14 protein-coding genes are annotated in these 14,623 nt (G+C 44.5%); 4 read left to right on the forward strand and 10 right to left on the reverse strand.

Annotated elements, in window-relative coordinates:
* Positions 1-64: 64 nt before the first annotated feature.
* Positions 65-1,153: a 3-deoxy-7-phosphoheptulonate synthase gene (locus ACYTPF_RS03775; protein ID WP_118489815.1), complete on the reverse strand. Its 1,089-nt coding sequence runs from the start codon at positions 1,151-1,153 to the stop codon at positions 65-67.
* A 258-nt stretch (positions 1,154-1,411) separates the two neighbouring features.
* A complete protein-coding gene (locus ACYTPF_RS03780) occupies positions 1,412-1,609 on the reverse strand; it encodes a hypothetical protein (RefSeq protein ID WP_461851259.1) in 198 nt (65 codons plus the stop codon).
* A gap of 194 nt (positions 1,610-1,803) precedes the next feature.
* Here ACYTPF_RS03780 and ACYTPF_RS03785 point away from each other — a divergent pair, with 194 nt between their 5' ends.
* Positions 1,804-2,520: an enoyl-CoA hydratase/isomerase family protein gene (locus ACYTPF_RS03785; RefSeq protein WP_179982814.1), complete on the forward strand. Its 717-nt coding sequence runs from the start codon at positions 1,804-1,806 to the stop codon at positions 2,518-2,520.
* Positions 2,521-2,610: 90 nt separating this feature from the next.
* On the opposite strand, the gene ACYTPF_RS03790 is transcribed toward ACYTPF_RS03785, so the two are convergent.
* The 6 genes from ACYTPF_RS03790 to ACYTPF_RS03815 form a co-directional block, all read right to left on the reverse strand.
* The gene (locus ACYTPF_RS03790) at positions 2,611-3,261 is read right to left on the reverse strand and encodes a trimeric intracellular cation channel family protein (protein ID WP_461851260.1); all 651 of its coding nucleotides are present in this window, start codon (positions 3,259-3,261) and stop codon (positions 2,611-2,613) included.
* A gap of 129 nt (positions 3,262-3,390) precedes the next feature.
* Complete coding sequence (gene rplS / locus ACYTPF_RS03795; protein WP_024015986.1) at positions 3,391-3,750, reverse strand: 50S ribosomal protein L19; 360 nt, start codon at positions 3,748-3,750, stop codon at positions 3,391-3,393.
* 18 nt (positions 3,751-3,768) lie between these two features.
* On the reverse strand, positions 3,769-4,530 hold the full coding sequence (gene trmD / locus ACYTPF_RS03800) for a tRNA (guanosine(37)-N1)-methyltransferase TrmD (RefSeq protein ID WP_179982812.1): 762 nt from the start codon (positions 4,528-4,530) through the stop codon (positions 3,769-3,771).
* The gene (rimM, locus tag ACYTPF_RS03805) at positions 4,531-5,052 is read right to left on the reverse strand and encodes a ribosome maturation factor RimM (RefSeq protein ID WP_179982811.1); all 522 of its coding nucleotides are present in this window, start codon (positions 5,050-5,052) and stop codon (positions 4,531-4,533) included.
* A gap of 23 nt (positions 5,053-5,075) precedes the next feature.
* Complete coding sequence (rpsP, locus tag ACYTPF_RS03810) at positions 5,076-5,327, reverse strand: 30S ribosomal protein S16 (protein WP_163084733.1); 252 nt, start codon at positions 5,325-5,327, stop codon at positions 5,076-5,078.
* A 214-nt stretch (positions 5,328-5,541) separates the two neighbouring features.
* Complete coding sequence (locus ACYTPF_RS03815) at positions 5,542-6,216, reverse strand: DsbA family protein (RefSeq protein ID WP_461851261.1); 675 nt, start codon at positions 6,214-6,216, stop codon at positions 5,542-5,544.
* 260 nt (positions 6,217-6,476) lie between these two features.
* Here ACYTPF_RS03815 and ACYTPF_RS03820 point away from each other — a divergent pair, with 260 nt between their 5' ends.
* The 3 genes from ACYTPF_RS03820 to ACYTPF_RS03830 all read left to right on the forward strand — a co-directional run bounded on the left by ACYTPF_RS03820 (position 6,477) and on the right by ACYTPF_RS03830 (position 12,601).
* On the forward strand, positions 6,477-8,291 hold the full coding sequence (locus ACYTPF_RS03820) for an ABC transporter transmembrane domain-containing protein (RefSeq protein ID WP_461851262.1): 1,815 nt from the start codon (positions 6,477-6,479) through the stop codon (positions 8,289-8,291).
* Between the two features lie 142 nt (positions 8,292-8,433).
* Positions 8,434-9,492: an efflux RND transporter periplasmic adaptor subunit gene (locus tag ACYTPF_RS03825; protein ID WP_461851263.1), complete on the forward strand. Its 1,059-nt coding sequence runs from the start codon at positions 8,434-8,436 to the stop codon at positions 9,490-9,492.
* On the forward strand, positions 9,485-12,601 hold the full coding sequence (locus ACYTPF_RS03830) for an efflux RND transporter permease subunit (protein WP_461851264.1): 3,117 nt from the start codon (positions 9,485-9,487) through the stop codon (positions 12,599-12,601). The genes ACYTPF_RS03825 and ACYTPF_RS03830 overlap by 8 nt, the downstream gene beginning before the upstream one ends.
* A gap of 265 nt (positions 12,602-12,866) precedes the next feature.
* Here ACYTPF_RS03830 and ACYTPF_RS03835 read toward each other — a convergent pair whose 3' ends face one another.
* Together ACYTPF_RS03835 and ACYTPF_RS03840 are read right to left on the reverse strand one after the other, a co-directional pair.
* Entirely contained in the window at positions 12,867-14,195 is a 1,329-nt protein-coding gene (locus ACYTPF_RS03835; protein ID WP_461851265.1) for an alpha/beta hydrolase, read from the reverse strand.
* Between the two features lie 34 nt (positions 14,196-14,229).
* A complete protein-coding gene (locus ACYTPF_RS03840; RefSeq protein ID WP_025254566.1) occupies positions 14,230-14,622 on the reverse strand; it encodes a TerB family tellurite resistance protein in 393 nt (130 codons plus the stop codon).
* Position 14,623: the final 1 nt, after the last annotated feature.

A 14,623-nucleotide genomic window follows, 5' to 3' on the forward strand; every position in this document is an offset into this window, starting at 1 on the left:
CCTTGAATCAAATGGCACGGGGCTTATGGGCAATTTTATATTGCCCGTTAGGCGTCACTTCTTATTAGGCCACCGTGCGCTTATTTTGGCGTAAGGGTAACACAGTTATTAATTTATCTCTGGTTTGAGAGATTAAGTTTTCTGTTGTTTCCCAATCGATACAACCGTCTGTAATTGAAACTCCGTACTCTAGTTCTTCGGGCTTCTTACCTTCCGCTTTTTGGTTACCGGGCTTCAAATGACTTTCCAGCATAACGCCAATGATAGATTGATTACCTTCAAGGATTTGATTTACCACGTTCTGCGCAACTAACGGCTGGCGGCGGTAATCTTTTGAAGAGTTTGCATGACTACAGTCAACCACTAGTCCTGCAGTCAACCCAGCATCCTGAAGCTCGATTTCGCATTCTGATACACATACCGAATCGTAATTTGGCTGCTTACCGCCGCGCAAAATGATATGGCCGTCTGGGTTACCACTGGTACCGATAATACTTACCTGCCCCTGCTTGTTAATTCCCATAAAGCGATGGCCTGAGGCGGCAGATTTAAGCGCATTAATTGCAATATCTAGGCTTCCATCTGTACCATTTTTAAAGCCCACAGGCATTGACAGGCCACTGGCCATTTCTCGGTGAGTTTGTGACTCAGAAGTGCGCGCACCAATAGCCGCCCAGCTAAATAGCTCAGCAAGGTATTGAGGGCTTATTGGATCTAATGCTTCTGTCGCAACAGGCAATTCCAACTCAGCTAACCAAATTAGAAGCTCTCTTGCTTTGCGAAGACCTGTTTCAATATCAAACGTACCATCAATATGAGGGTCGTTAATTAAGCCTTTCCAACCTGTTGTAGTACGCGGCTTCTCGAAGTACACACGCATAACGATAAACAGCGTATCTTTGCATGATTCATGAAGCTCTTTAAGCTTAAGCGCATACTCTTTGGCTGCTTCAATATCGTGTATAGAACAGGGGCCACATACAACAAGTAGTCTGTGGTCACGGCGATGAATGATATCTGATACAATTTTTCTCGACTCTGATATCGCCGCTAACGCTTTGTCTGACACAGGCAATTCAGCACTAAGCGCTTCAGGGGTAATAAGTACATCTTCTGTACTTACGTGAACATTATTTACGGTGTCCTTGATCATGGGAGTTCTCTTACTCTCTTAACTACAAATAAAAACGGAAAATTAAACGCCAAAAGAGTGTGCAATCTGCATGTAAACTTTATTGTACAACCAGCTTTTTCTATATTTCTTTAACGTCATTGACTTTTTAACAACTTAAGCATAATAGCGCAAGCAATAACGAATAATACTTTAATCTAGGGTAGATTCGAAGCCAATGAGCATGACTAAATGGCAATGCTCTATATTTAAAGCTCAAATTTTAATCGGCAGTGAGGTTTAATCCTTTTTACTTTGCTTCCCTAATTTGTAAGCGTCACCCATAAGTACTTCACCAGCCATCGCACTCGATAATACTGCTATTACAAATAACATCTTTCTGGCATTCTCGATACCAGCAAAAAAGCTCCAGGCAGCAAACATCAACACCGATAATCCCAATAGATTAGCAATGAATTTAATATATATTTTCTTCACTTTTGATCCCCGAAGAAGCCAAGCAAGCTTACGTTACTGATGCACACCTCCGTGCACTTTAAATTTATGTATCTTTAATTTATGTATCTTAGATTTATTTATCTCAGGTTATTAACGGGCATAAATAAGCTAAATTTCTCATTTATTGTCTAGGTTTTGTATGATTGCCACAAAGGAATTATAACGAGAACACAATGCAACATTTAAGTATCACTTATACTGGCGACGTAGCTACATTAACCATGACAAATGGTGAAAACCGCCATAACCCTATATTTGCAAAAGAGATGCTTTCAGCTTTAGATGCTATTAAAAGCAATGAAAGCTGTAAAGCACTGGTGATCACATCAAACGATGAGAAATGCTTTAGCTTAGGCATTGATACCGATTGGCTGATGCCGGCTATGAAAGCGAGTCGCACAGAAGAAATAAAGCAATTTATGCATGATATGGATGATGTATTTAAAACCCTGCTCCTTTACCCGCTTCCTGTTATCGCTGCCATCAATGGCCACGCCTTTGGTAATGGAGCAATTTTAGCGTGTGCTTGCGATTTTAGGTTCATGCGCTCAGACAAAGGCTTTTTCTGTTTCCCTGAGGTAGATTTGTCTATTCCCTTTTTGCCGGGAATGATTGAGTTTGTTAAAAAGGCGATGCCTTATTATCGGTTCAACGAAATGAAGCTTTCAGGAAGACGTGTTTCCGGCAAAGAATTAGAGCAAGATCATGTGGTAGAGAAAGCGTACGACACTCAAGAAAGCTTGCTTGAAGGTGCACTGAACTACGCAAAAACCTTTGATAAAAAGCGAGGTATATTTGGTGAACACAAAAAACGACTGCACAAACATATCATTCACACTATAGACAGCGAAAATAAGCCACTAATTGAGGCCCTATCTCTTATGGCTTAATTAGCTTTGAGGGCGGGTATTACATATAGCAAGGCTGTGTAAACCGAAGGGGTAACACAGCCTTATATTGTATATTTTTAATAAATAGATTTATTTATCGCTAGTGTTTTTTTCTGAAAACTTCGACGTCCGTTTTCTGAACAAGTCTACATTCACTCCCCAATGAAGTGATGCTATCCGCAATAAAACTGTTACGCCAACAGAGCCTAAAATACACCAAATGTAGGGTATATCCACTGCAAATAGCGCAGCATAGGTCAGTCCCCCCGCAAAACAAGCGCTCGCATAGACATCGCCACGCATAACATAAGGCACTTCTCTGCACACCACGTCCCTCATCAAACCACCGAAGATACCTGTTGTCATTCCCATGGTTAAAGCAACAATCATCCCTGTACCGCTGATTAAGGCTTTTTCGATACCTATTACATTAAATATAGCGAGCCCTATTGTATCAATCAGAATGAAGTAAAAGTTTGAAGGGGATGGGAAGTAGCGTATTAATAACACTGTAGCGATGATCGCACTGTAAGTTGCTAAAAGGTATTCTGAGGTTTCTACCCAAAATATCGGTTTTCCCAAAAGTAAATCTCTTAGCGTTCCTCCGCCGAGCGCCGTCATAACGCCAACAACCACTATTCCGAAGCCGTTAATATTTTTCTCATGCCCCAACAGTGCGCCTGATATAGCGAAGAAGGCGACCCCCATAATGCCTAGCACAATAAAATATTCGGAAGTCATTCTGCTCTCTATTAAAAAACCTTAATGTATGTAATGGACGGAACAAGAAAAAGATCGAATTTCAGGCACAAAAAAGCCCGCTTAAAGCGGGCTTTTTCGAAGTTAACAATAACGCAAGGATTAGTAATCTTAGTTAAGCTTCTCTTTGATACGTGCAGATTTACCTGAACGCTCACGTAGATAGTAAAGCTTAGCACGACGAACCGCACCGCGACGTTTAACTTCAATTGAAGAAACTGCCGGGCTGTGTGTTTGGAACACACGCTCAACGCCTTCGCCGCTAGAAATTTTACGCACGGTAAAAGACGAGTGCAGACCACGGTTACGCTTAGCGATAACAACACCTTCATATGCCTGAAGACGCTCTTTGTCACCTTCGGTAACGCGAACTTTAACAACTACTGTGTCACCTGGACCAAACGCAGGAACATCAGTCTTTAGCTGTGCTTCTTCGATTTTTTTGATGATATCTTGACTGACTTTGCTCATCATATCCTCTCGTCCTAGTTAACTGTCATCTTGCTGCAGTTGCGCTTGGAATAATTCAAGCAAACGCTGCTGCTCCTCAGTCAGAGCTAGGTGATTTAACAATTCAGGGCGACGCTGCCAGGTTCTACCTAATGACTGCATCAATCGCCACTGCCTAATTTTTTCATGGTCCCCACTTAACAACACCTCAGGTACCTTTTGACCATCAAGTATTTCGGGCCGCGTATAATGCGGACAATCCAAAAGACCGTCAGTGAAAGAATCTTCAACTGCTGAAGCTTTATGCCCCAACACACCGGGAACAAGCCTAGCAACCGCGTCCATAAGGACCATTGCAGGTAGTTCACCGCCGCTTAACACGTAATCACCAATAGACACTTCTTCATCTACATGGCTTTCGATTACCCGCTCGTCGATGCCTTCATATCTCCCGCAAATTAAAATTGTGCGGTCAATATTAGCAAGGCGTTGTACGCCCGCTTGGTCAAGGGTTTTCCCTTGGGGTGATAAGTAGATCACCTTACTTTTTTCACCGCCCACTTTTTTGGCGGCTTGTATCGCGTCAGTTAGCGGTTTTACCATCATAAGCATACCGGGGCCGCCTCCGTAGGGGCGATCGTCTACTGTACGATGGCGGTCATGTGTAAAGTCACGGGGGTTGAAGGTGTCAACCGATACCGTTCCAGACTTAACAGCTCGTCCTATCACACCCTGTTGGGTAAAAGGGGCAAACATATCTGGAAACAGGCTAACAACGCCAAACCACTTTTCCGGTGTCACTTAAAACCCCGGGTCCCAGTCAACTTTAATGACCTTCGCTTCTTTATCTACCTCTTGTACGACTTCGTCGAACACAAAAGGTAATAGTCTTTCTTTTTGACCAAAAGCATCGCCTACATTCGCTTTAACGTGGATCACGTCGTTAGCACCTGTATTAAACACTTCTTTCACCACACCTAAGTCGTAACCTTGCGTTGTTACTACTTTCATGCCGGTGAGCTCACGCCAATAAACCCCTTCGTCGCCTAAATCAGGCAGCTGTGAAGCATTTATGTTGATATCCAAGTTTTTGATGCGCTCGGCATCATCTCGACTATCAACGCCCACAATTTTTGCAACGAGGCTTTTACCGTGCGGTCGCCACTGGTCAATTTGGTATTCTTTTTCTTCGCCAAGAAACCATGGCGTGTACTCGAAAATACCTTCTGGCGTTTCTGTATAGCTGTTGATTTTGACCCAACCTTTAACACCGTACGGTGCGCCAATTTTGCCAACAATCACTTTGTCAGACGCTAGACTCATCTATACCACCAGTTAATAACAGCTTACGCTGCAGATTTTTTCGCTTCTTTTACCAAGCTAGAAACGCGCTCTGATAAGCTCGCGCCTACGCCAACCCAGTAATCTACACGCTCTAGATCTACGCGAAGACGTTCCGCTTGACCTTGTGCAGTTGGGTTGAAGAAACCGATGTTTTCAATGAAACGACCGTTTCTTGCACGACGGCTATCAGCCACCACTAGTTGATAAAATGGACGCTTTTTCGCGCCACCACGCTGTAAACGAATAGTAACCATAAATGCCTCAAACTCGTTGTAGCGTTACCGTTAACTTAAGCCTTCATTTAACGACCAAAAATTAGACGCCAATTGGAAGGCCGCCGAATTATACGGATATCACCGTTCAATGCAAGTAAAAGTCTTGTTTAACTTATAATATTTTGTTGGTAATACGCGATTAGAACAATGCAAAGAAGGCACCGTTTAAACCTATCCCATTTTTAAACGACGGTTATAGGTGGCGCAAGGTTACACTTGCGTCATTATAGTCGTAGGGAACGTTTTGCCACTGTGCGTTTTTAAGCTCTTGTGACTCTGTCTCTTCTGCCTCAAAGAGTTTGTTGGATTTGAGTATTAAACTGGGGAACCCTTGAGCGCCGATACTACGAGCTATATGCATTTCTTCGTTAAGTTTCTCAACTGTACTTGCACTGTTAAGCGCTAATCTAAAGCGCTCGACATCAAGCCCTATTTCTTCAGCAAATGCTATCAAGGTATCAAAATCCGAGGGGTTTCTTGCGTTCAAGTAGTACCCTTCTTGAATTGCCTTGATCATTGCCTTCTCTAATATTTTAGCTTCTCCACTATCTTTAGCCTGAGCTTTTGCCGCAATAACTGCTCGACACGAAGGATAGGTAGAACGGCGAGGCTGACATTGTGTCCAAAAGTCGTAATTAAACTGGGTGCCTGGCACTCGTTCTTGAATAGTTTTCCAATACCCAGCAATAGTAAGCTTCATTTGTTCAGGCATCGGTACATCACTATCTGGTGCAAGACCGCCAAGCAAATAGACAACCTCAATATCATTGGGCAAGTCACTTTGTATTTTTTCCCAAGTGGGAACAAACGCCCAACACCAGCTGCACATTGGGTCGTGCACGTAATATAAAGTTCGCTTCTCTTCCATTATTGTTACCTTTGCCGGCCGCTGCCTAACGAAAACACTTAGTTTTTCACTCAAGTTAACGCTAACTATATTTAGCTTTATTAATTAGCTGCGTTACTCGCTTATTGCTTCACTCAATTCTCATCCCAGCGTAAATACTGTCGCTGTAGTCGCATTGGTTACGTCCAATGTACACACTTTACCGTATAATCCAATCATCGATGTCAAATGGCGCTTTAAAAACAGCGCTATAAAGAAGTAATGCACGCAACGAGGTAATTTTGACGACACCGCTACCAACCGTATCAACAAAGCAAGTCTTACAGTGGATTGGCTCACATTTACTTCAATATAAAACGCGAGTTGTAGGCGCTGTCATTGCCCTTTTTACCGCAGCTATCGCATGGCTTCTGCTTGGACAAGGCATTAAATACGCAATAGATAGCGGCTTTATCGAAAATGCTGCCGACACCTTAAACAAAGCGACGGTTATGGTGCTTGCAATAACTTTCATCGCCTGTTTGGCAACTTATGCGCGCTTTTACTTAATGACTTGGCTTGGCGAACGAGTTAGCGCTGACATTAGAAACCAAGTATATGCGCATCTTCTCTCGCTTCCGCCGTCATTTTTCGCAGAGCTTCGAACAGGAGAAGTAATATCTCGCTTTACCAGCGATACGACAATCATCCAAACCGTAGTGGGAATGAGCTTATCCATGACGTTGCGTTCTATTGTTACCTTTGTAGGTGCATTGGCGTTAATGACCTTTTCCAGCCCACTGCTGACGTTTTGTGTAATTGTTGCCGTGCCGGCAGTACTCGTTCCAATTAAAGTACTCGCGCCCCAAGTTCGTCGTTATGCAAAAGCAAGCCAAGATAAAGTGGCAGACCTAGGCGCGCGTATTGATGAAAGTTTACATGAAATAATGACCGTACAAGCTTACACCGCTGAAAATGCTGAGCGCCTGCATTTTTCGAGAAAAGTTGAGCTTGCCATGGACGTAGCCAAAAAGCGTATTCATTACCGTTCATTGCTGATTGGCTGCATTATGTGTATCAGCATGACAGCTATTATTTTTATTGCGTGGGTAGGCGCAAGGCAAGTACTCGACGGAACCATGACAGTAGGCGAACTTTCTGCCTTTCTTTTCTATGCCGTTATGGCTGGCGGCAGTGTGGCTACTATTAGTGAAGTCATAGGCGAAGTGCAGCGCGGTGTGGGGGCGAGCGAGCGTTTATACGAACTATTTACTACTGAGTCAGCTATTAAACCTGTATCAGATGAGGCGAACAAAATTACCGAGCCTAAGCACACAGTGGAATCTAACGTCAAAGAGGTTGAAAATAAGGTTTCAATTTCCAAGGCTGCCCCTCGAATTCAGTTGGACAAAGTTTCCTTTGCATATCCAGATAGTAAACCTTTGTTTGATAACTTGAACATTGATATAAAAGCTGGAGAACGCCTTGCTTTAGTTGGCGCGAGTGGCGCAGGCAAAACCACCCTCTTTCAATTGCTAATGCGTTTTTACGACCCAAACAGCGGGCAAATTCTGTTTAACGGGATGCCGATTAATAAAATGCCCGTTGATGTTTTAAGGCGACATATTGCGATAGTCACTCAAGAGCCCGTGGTGTTTGCAGATACTGTGATGGAGAACATTCGTTATGGCAGTCCTGAAGCCTCCGATGAAGCCGTTGTAAATGCGGCAAAGCAAGCCTTTGCTCACGAATTTATTGATAGCCTTGATGAACGTTATAGCACTCAGTTGGGCGAAAGGGGCGTAAAGCTTTCTGGTGGGCAAAAACAGCGTATCGCTATAGCGCGCGCTATTTTAGCCGACCGACCAATCTTACTTCTTGATGAAGCAACAAGTGCCCTTGATGCTATGAGTGAGCGTATGGTTCAGCAAGCCATTGATAGATTAATGGTAGGTAAAACAAGCATTGTCATTGCCCATCGTTTAGCCACGGTACAGCATGCAGACCGTATTCTGGTCATGGATAAAGGTCAAGTTGTGGGAAGTGGCAATCACGCTACTTTGATGAAAAGCGATACCCTGTACAGGGAATACGCTGAACTGCAATTGCTTAGCTGAACCGCCTGTGGTGCTATACGGTACAAACAATTAGGTTAACCAATCGGCTATTAAACATCCGTTTTGGTCATACAAAAATAAAGGGTTTACCGCTCTCTACAGTGACGAGCAGAGTAAACTTAACTAACGCTACGGGTTTAAAATGAAATATTCAGTCTATGATGCATTAAAGACATGGACACGTCTTTGTGCTCTTTTTTTAGTGATGGTACCAACTGCGAACGCGCAGTTTATGGGAGATAGACAAGCGAAGCTTGTTGTGACCAAGCCCATTCAATTTATGAACGAAACACGAAAAGTAGAAGCTGTTGGCAGTGCTGAAGCCGTGCGCTCTATTGTGTTATACCCTGCCGTTTCTGATGAAGTAACAGAAATCAACTTCGTACCGGGCCAATCGGTGGAGAAAGGTAAGGTTCTGGTTCGCCTTGACGATAGACGACAACAAACTGCCTTGAAGCGCGCTAAGCTTACTTTAGAAGATGCCCAGCGTACGGTAGAGCGCTTAGCCTCAAGCTATAAACAAGGTGCAGTGCCCGTTAGCGAACTAGACCTAGCACGCACTCAGCGCGACCTTGCTGAGGTCGCATTAGAAGAAGCGAAAGCAGATTTAGAAGACAGACATATTGTCGCGCCTTTTGACGGCATTGTTGGTATTACTGACGTAGAGGTTGGAGACCGGATTAACGAACAGACGGTTATCACCACCCTCGATAATAGAAGCAAGCTTTTTATCAATTTCAAAGCTCCTGAAGCCGCCCTTCCTGTTTTGCTAAATGCACCGACCGTCACACTTGAACCTTGGAGCGATAAAGAACAACTGGTGAAAGCCGAAATAGCGCAAGTCGATTCTCGTATTAATGAAGCTGATCGCACCCTTCGTGCACGCGCACTATTAGATAACTCATCTGATAAATTCCGTCCGGGTATGAGTTTTAGGGTTAATTTGAGCATTGAAGGTGAGCGCTACGCTGCCGTGCCTGAAGCCGCGTTACTGTGGGGAGCAACCGGTGCGTATATTTGGCTTGCTGAAGATGGGAAAGCCAAACGTGTGGATGTAAGTGTCCATCAGCGTTTAAGAGGAACTATCTTAGTATCCGGCGATATTGAAGAAGGCGACGCATTAATTTCAGAAGGTGTACAGCGCTTACGTACAGGCCAAGAAATTACTACTGAATTGGCCGGAGGGCCTCAAGGTGAGTGATCCAAATCTATCGTCTTCAGTCAGTGATCTTCCCTCACTCTCAATACGACGCCCAGTTTTAATTGTTGTTCTAAACCTGCTTATTGCCATTGCAGGCCTTGCCGCTTTAAGCGGGCTTGAGGTTCGAGAACTCCCCGATGTTGATACCCCTCGCGTTACAGTTACAGCGCAATTTCCCGGCGCTTCCCCTGAAACCGTAGATGCAGAAGTTACGGGTCGACTGGAAGGTGCAGTTGCCCGCGTTAGCGGTGTGAAAAACATATACGCGCAAAGCGAAGAAAACTCTGCACGCGTACGTGTAGAGTTTCGCCCTGGCGTCAACTTAGAAGATGCAGCCAATGAAGTGCGTGAATCAGTAAGTCGCGTACAGCGTCAACTTCCTGAGGACGTAGAGCAAGTGGCAATCATTCGCGCAGACAGCGATGCTCAAGCGGTTGTAAGCCTTGCTATCTCTAGTGATACCCTGGATATGGAAACACTCACTGAGCGAGTTGATACAGACGTAGCGCCTTTGTTTCTCAGCATTCCCGGTGTTGCGGACGTTACCCTAAACGGAGATAGAGAACGTGTCTTGCGCGTATCCGTTGACCCGCTTCGCCTCACGAGCTTTAGTCTTTCCATGAGTGATATAGCCGACGCCTTATCGCTCGCGCCTTTTGATGTTCCGGCAGGCAGTATACAGTCGGCAGAACAGGCGCTTATTGTGCGCGCTGATGCAACGTCAGTCAGCGCAGAAGATGTTGGCAACATTGTTGTAAGTGGCGATATTCGCATTAATGATGTCGCCAGTGTTTATTTTGGCCCCGCCGATACCACCAGCGTGGTTCGCTTAGACGGCACACCAGTTATCGGTGTAGGTGTCATTCGACAAGCTAGCTCAAACACCATAGAAATTTCTGACGAAGTGCTAGCTATGGTCAAAGACCTAGACAAGCGCTTCACCGACATGCACATCACCGTAACGGCTGACGACGCGGAGTTTATTAGAGATTCTGTGAAAGAAGTTGTGATATCGCTTAGCCTTACCGTTGCTTTAGTAGTAGTGACGTTACTGGTATTTATTGGTTCTTGGCGTGCGACCATTGTTCCAGCGCTTTCTATTCCTGTATCGCTAGCAGGTGCCTTGGCAATTATTTGGGGCATGGGATTTTCAATTAACATTCTTACCCTGCTCGCCCTTGTTTTGGCCACGGGTATGATTGTGGACGATGCGATTGTTGTTTCTGAAAATATTCAGCGTCGCAGAAGTATGGGGTTAGGTGCTCGTGCTGCTGCCGTAATTGGCACACGTGAAGTGTTTTTTGCCGTAGTGGCAACCACCGCTGTGCTTGCTTCTGTATTTATACCTATCGCTTTCCTTCCCTCTACCGCAGGGCGTTTGTTTAGAGAGTTTGGTGGCGTATTAGCTGGTGCAGTTGTTATCTCCTCTTTTGTTGCACTTTCCTTGGTACCTGCGCTTACCGCGCGCCTTAAGGTGAAAGAGACAAAAAGCGATGGCTTGTTTAGTAAAACCTTTGGACGCTTTGGTAATGCCTGCCTTGGTGTATATCAAGCTTCACTGCTAAAAGCCCTTAAGTATGGATGGGTAGTGGGCATACTTAGTCTAGCCGCTGGCGGTGGTGCTTATATATTGTCACAAAATATCGATAATGAGCTTTTGCCAAGCGAAGATAGAGGCACAATTCGTATATTTGCCCGCGGCCCTGATGGCGCAGGGCTGAACTTTATGGATAGACAAGCTGAAAAGATGGAAGAGCTGCTGCTACCTTATGTTGAAAACGGCACCATAGATTCGATTTACACCGTTGTTGGCTCTTGGGATCCGAACATTGTATTTATTACCGCTCCGCTTAAGCATTGGGATGAACGGGATAAATCACTTCAAGATGTCGTAAACGAAATTCGCCCTAAACTACAGCAAATACCCGGTGCTCCTGGTAACGCCTTTGGTGGCAATAGCCTTAATTTGCGCGGTCAAGGTGGCGGTTTAGAAATTGCGCTTACCGGTGATACCTATGAAAACATTTTTCTAGCAGCGCAAAACTTTTCCCGTCAGCTTGAAGAAAAACTGCCCGACCTTGGCAGACCCAGAATTAGCTATGACCCTACTCAACCACAGATGCGCGTAAATATAGACCGCCGTCGTGCAGAGGAATTAGGCGTGCCGCTTACCGACATCGCCAGTACGCTGCGTGCTGCCGTTAATGGCGATGACATTGCCGATTTAAACGTAGGCGACCAAGCTATTCCTATTATGCTGCAAACGAATAATCGCAGTACGCTAGACCCGTCCGAGCTAACCAGCCTGTATGTAAAAAGCGTTGATGGAAATTTAGTACCGCTTTCTAGTGTGGCATTTATTAGCGAAGAAGGCGTTGCCGCTGAACTAGAACGTCAAGCCCAGCGACGGGCCATCAAAGTGGAAATGGAACTGCCAGAAGATGTGGCACTTAGTGAGGTGGTAGAACAAATACGCACGCTAGCGCTAGATACTCTGCCCGATGGCGTTGGATTGGTCTTTTTAGGTGAAGCACAAACCTTTGAAGAAACCTCTAAGCAGGTTGCCCTAACCTATATCTTAGCCTTTGTTATTGTATTGCTTGTACTAGCTGCCCAATTTGAAAGTGTTAATAGCGCTGTTGTAGTTATGCTTACCGTGCCCTTTGGTATTGCTGCCGCTGTTTATGCGCTGTTTTTAACCGGCACTAGTATTAACATTTACTCGCAAATTGGATTAGTTATGTTAATTGGCCTACTTGCCAAAAATGCTATTCTATTGATTGAGTTTGCCGATCAGCTTCGCGATAAAGGTTATGATATCTATGATGCTATTGTTGAAGCAGGCAAAGTGCGCTTACGCCCCATTATGATGACCTTGGTATCTACAATTCTAGGTGGCCTGCCCTTGATTCTATCTACGGGTGCAGGTGCTGAAGCACGTAATGCAATTGGTTGGGTAGTCTTCGGCGGGCTGGGTATCGCGGTAGTATTTACTCTTTACCTTACGCCTGTACTTTACCTAGCACTAGCACGCTTCACCAAACCTCGTGCAGATGAAAGCGCTAAGCTTGAAAGAGAGATGGAAGAAGCTAACGCACAGCACTCTTAGAAAATTCCCGCTTAGGTAGGCTCAGTGCCTATCTAAGCGATGTTTGAGACGTTTATACTAGCTCACTCTGAGCATACCCCCTTTTCAGACCGAGAATAGATAGACGCTTTGCCAGTCAGAGAGCGTTAAGAAATAAAAGAGACGCCTAAGCCACAGGCGTAGTAACAAACACAATTGTTATTACGCACTGGCTTAGGCGTTTTTAGCTGAAATGCTGCAGAAATACGAAAGACAAATAATCGCTTTATGAGGACTAAACTTCTTACTAGGTCTTACAAAAGGCTTCAACCTTAGTCTTGCCAGTAAAGGCTAGCAGCTGATCTACCATCCTATCGAAGTAAGGGTTATACGTGAGCCTTGCATATACTCTTTCTTCTTGATCACTGATAAGCTTAGTGTTCTCTATCTCTGGTTCAAAGCCCCAGGGGCCATACCATACTTCCTCCCCTGCTTTGCAGCGGGCTTCAGCATCACTTCCTTGTCCGTTGTCACAAATGCGAAACCTACTTTCCGTTCCATACAAGGTGTTATGTTCAGAAAAAAGTGTACTCATATGAGAAGCTGCACTAATTCGTTTCTCGGGTAAGTTCATGGTTTGCATAATGATTGTATTATCAGGCACTTCAGGCTTATTCTCGCCCTGCCACAATATACACTTACGCGGGTGAGTGAAATTGTCTCCGAATTTTTCAGCAATATTTTTGGTATCAACCACGCTGTCTTTTTCGGCCACCACCATTAGCACAGGAAGGTTCAAAGTTCGCTTTCCTTCTGATTGAGAAAACAACTCTTGAAGCACGTTTACGCTTTCCTGATAGGCAGCGAACCCTGGCATAGCGGTAGAATTATAGCGACTTGGATTATCCTCCTCTTCTACATTCGGCCAAGGAAACAATGAATCGATATAAGGGGCCAAACGGGACACAAAAAAGCGTGACTTAAAGGCCGGTGAAAAATGCATTAGACCCTTAATATCGAGCTTTTCAGCCATAGAGAAACTTGCAATAGTGGTTAAATTTGCCCCCGTTGAGAAGCCCCCAATGTAGAGGTTATCTACTTCTTCAGAAAACAGCTTTATGTGGTGGTTGGTTTCTGCCTGCCATTGTTCATAGTTAACGTTTAGCATGTCCCCTGGCTTTGAGCCATGCCCAGGTAACAAGATGGTTCTTACATGAATGCCTTCATTACACATGGCGTTTGCTACATCGCGAAAGAAATAAGGTGAATCGCCAAGGCCATGAACTAACAACACACCGATGTCGCGGTATTGTGTGCCACATTCAAAAGGCATGTTCATGGTAATTTCTTGCGTTTTGTTGTCGGATATAAATGCCCTGTGTTTTAAAAGGTAGCCCTCTACGTCTTTTAAATAATCATCAAAGGGTTGCACACCAACTGGGAACGCTTGTGTACTTGCCTTAAATTGAAACGCGCTAAATTGAGACGCACTTACTTGAGAGCTGGGTGATGTATAGCACCCGTTTAACATGAATAGCGAGAGAGAAGCAGCACACAAATATGCTGCTTTCATTGAGTGTTCTTGTATTTCTGGACGCACTTTGGGGCGCGTTAGCTCGCGCAACTTTTTTCGCATTAGTTAGAAAGACACCTACGATGCTGTAAAGCAATTATTGTAATGTATCTTTACCAGAAACTAATGCCTTGGCGAGTAATTTATGAGTAAGTAATGATAGAAGCTCGGTTTCTTCTTCACTTCGCTCACCATCTACACCGGTAATCGCCATAGCCACCTCTAACGTTTTGTCTGCGTCAAACGATAGGTCATTTTTGAGGCTTTTTAAGAAAGTGACAGTATCGCCAGTATCAATGGCCTTTCGGGCTTGATAAATAGTGTCGTTTAGAAATGCTTCGCGACAGATTGGGCTTTGCCAATCTAACGATTCAACCATAGCATTCAGGTAGTCTTGTTCAGTCAATGTTACCATTCCATCGACTTGATAAAGTAAAACTGAAAGCTTGATAAGGGCTTGGTTAAAACTTTGTTGTTCTGATAATTGCATA

Source organism: Alteromonas sp. HB246098, from assembly GCF_054890645.1.

Excerpts from the sequence above, each read along its gene's own strand:
- ACYTPF_RS03840 (WP_025254566.1), bottom strand. The coding sequence starts at position 14,622 with ATGCAATTATCAGAACAACAAAGTTTTAACCAAGCCCTTATCAAGCTT.
- rpsP (WP_163084733.1), bottom strand. The coding sequence starts at position 5,327 with ATGGTTACTATTCGTTTACAGCGTGGTGGCGCGAAAAAGCGTCCATTT.
- ACYTPF_RS03825 (WP_461851263.1), top strand. The coding sequence starts at position 8,434 with ATGAAATATTCAGTCTATGATGCATTAAAGACATGGACACGTCTTTGT.
- ACYTPF_RS03785 (WP_179982814.1), top strand. The coding sequence starts at position 1,804 with ATGCAACATTTAAGTATCACTTATACTGGCGACGTAGCTACATTAACC.
- rplS (WP_024015986.1), bottom strand. The coding sequence starts at position 3,750 with ATGAGCAAAGTCAGTCAAGATATCATCAAAAAAATCGAAGAAGCACAG.
- ACYTPF_RS03790 (WP_461851260.1), bottom strand. The coding sequence starts at position 3,261 with ATGACTTCCGAATATTTTATTGTGCTAGGCATTATGGGGGTCGCCTTC.
- rimM (WP_179982811.1), bottom strand. The coding sequence starts at position 5,052 with ATGAGTCTAGCGTCTGACAAAGTGATTGTTGGCAAAATTGGCGCACCG.
- ACYTPF_RS03775 (WP_118489815.1), bottom strand. The coding sequence starts at position 1,153 with ATGATCAAGGACACCGTAAATAATGTTCACGTAAGTACAGAAGATGTA.
- ACYTPF_RS03815 (WP_461851261.1), bottom strand. The coding sequence starts at position 6,216 with ATGGAAGAGAAGCGAACTTTATATTACGTGCACGACCCAATGTGCAGC.
- ACYTPF_RS03835 (WP_461851265.1), bottom strand. The coding sequence starts at position 14,195 with ATGCGAAAAAAGTTGCGCGAGCTAACGCGCCCCAAAGTGCGTCCAGAA.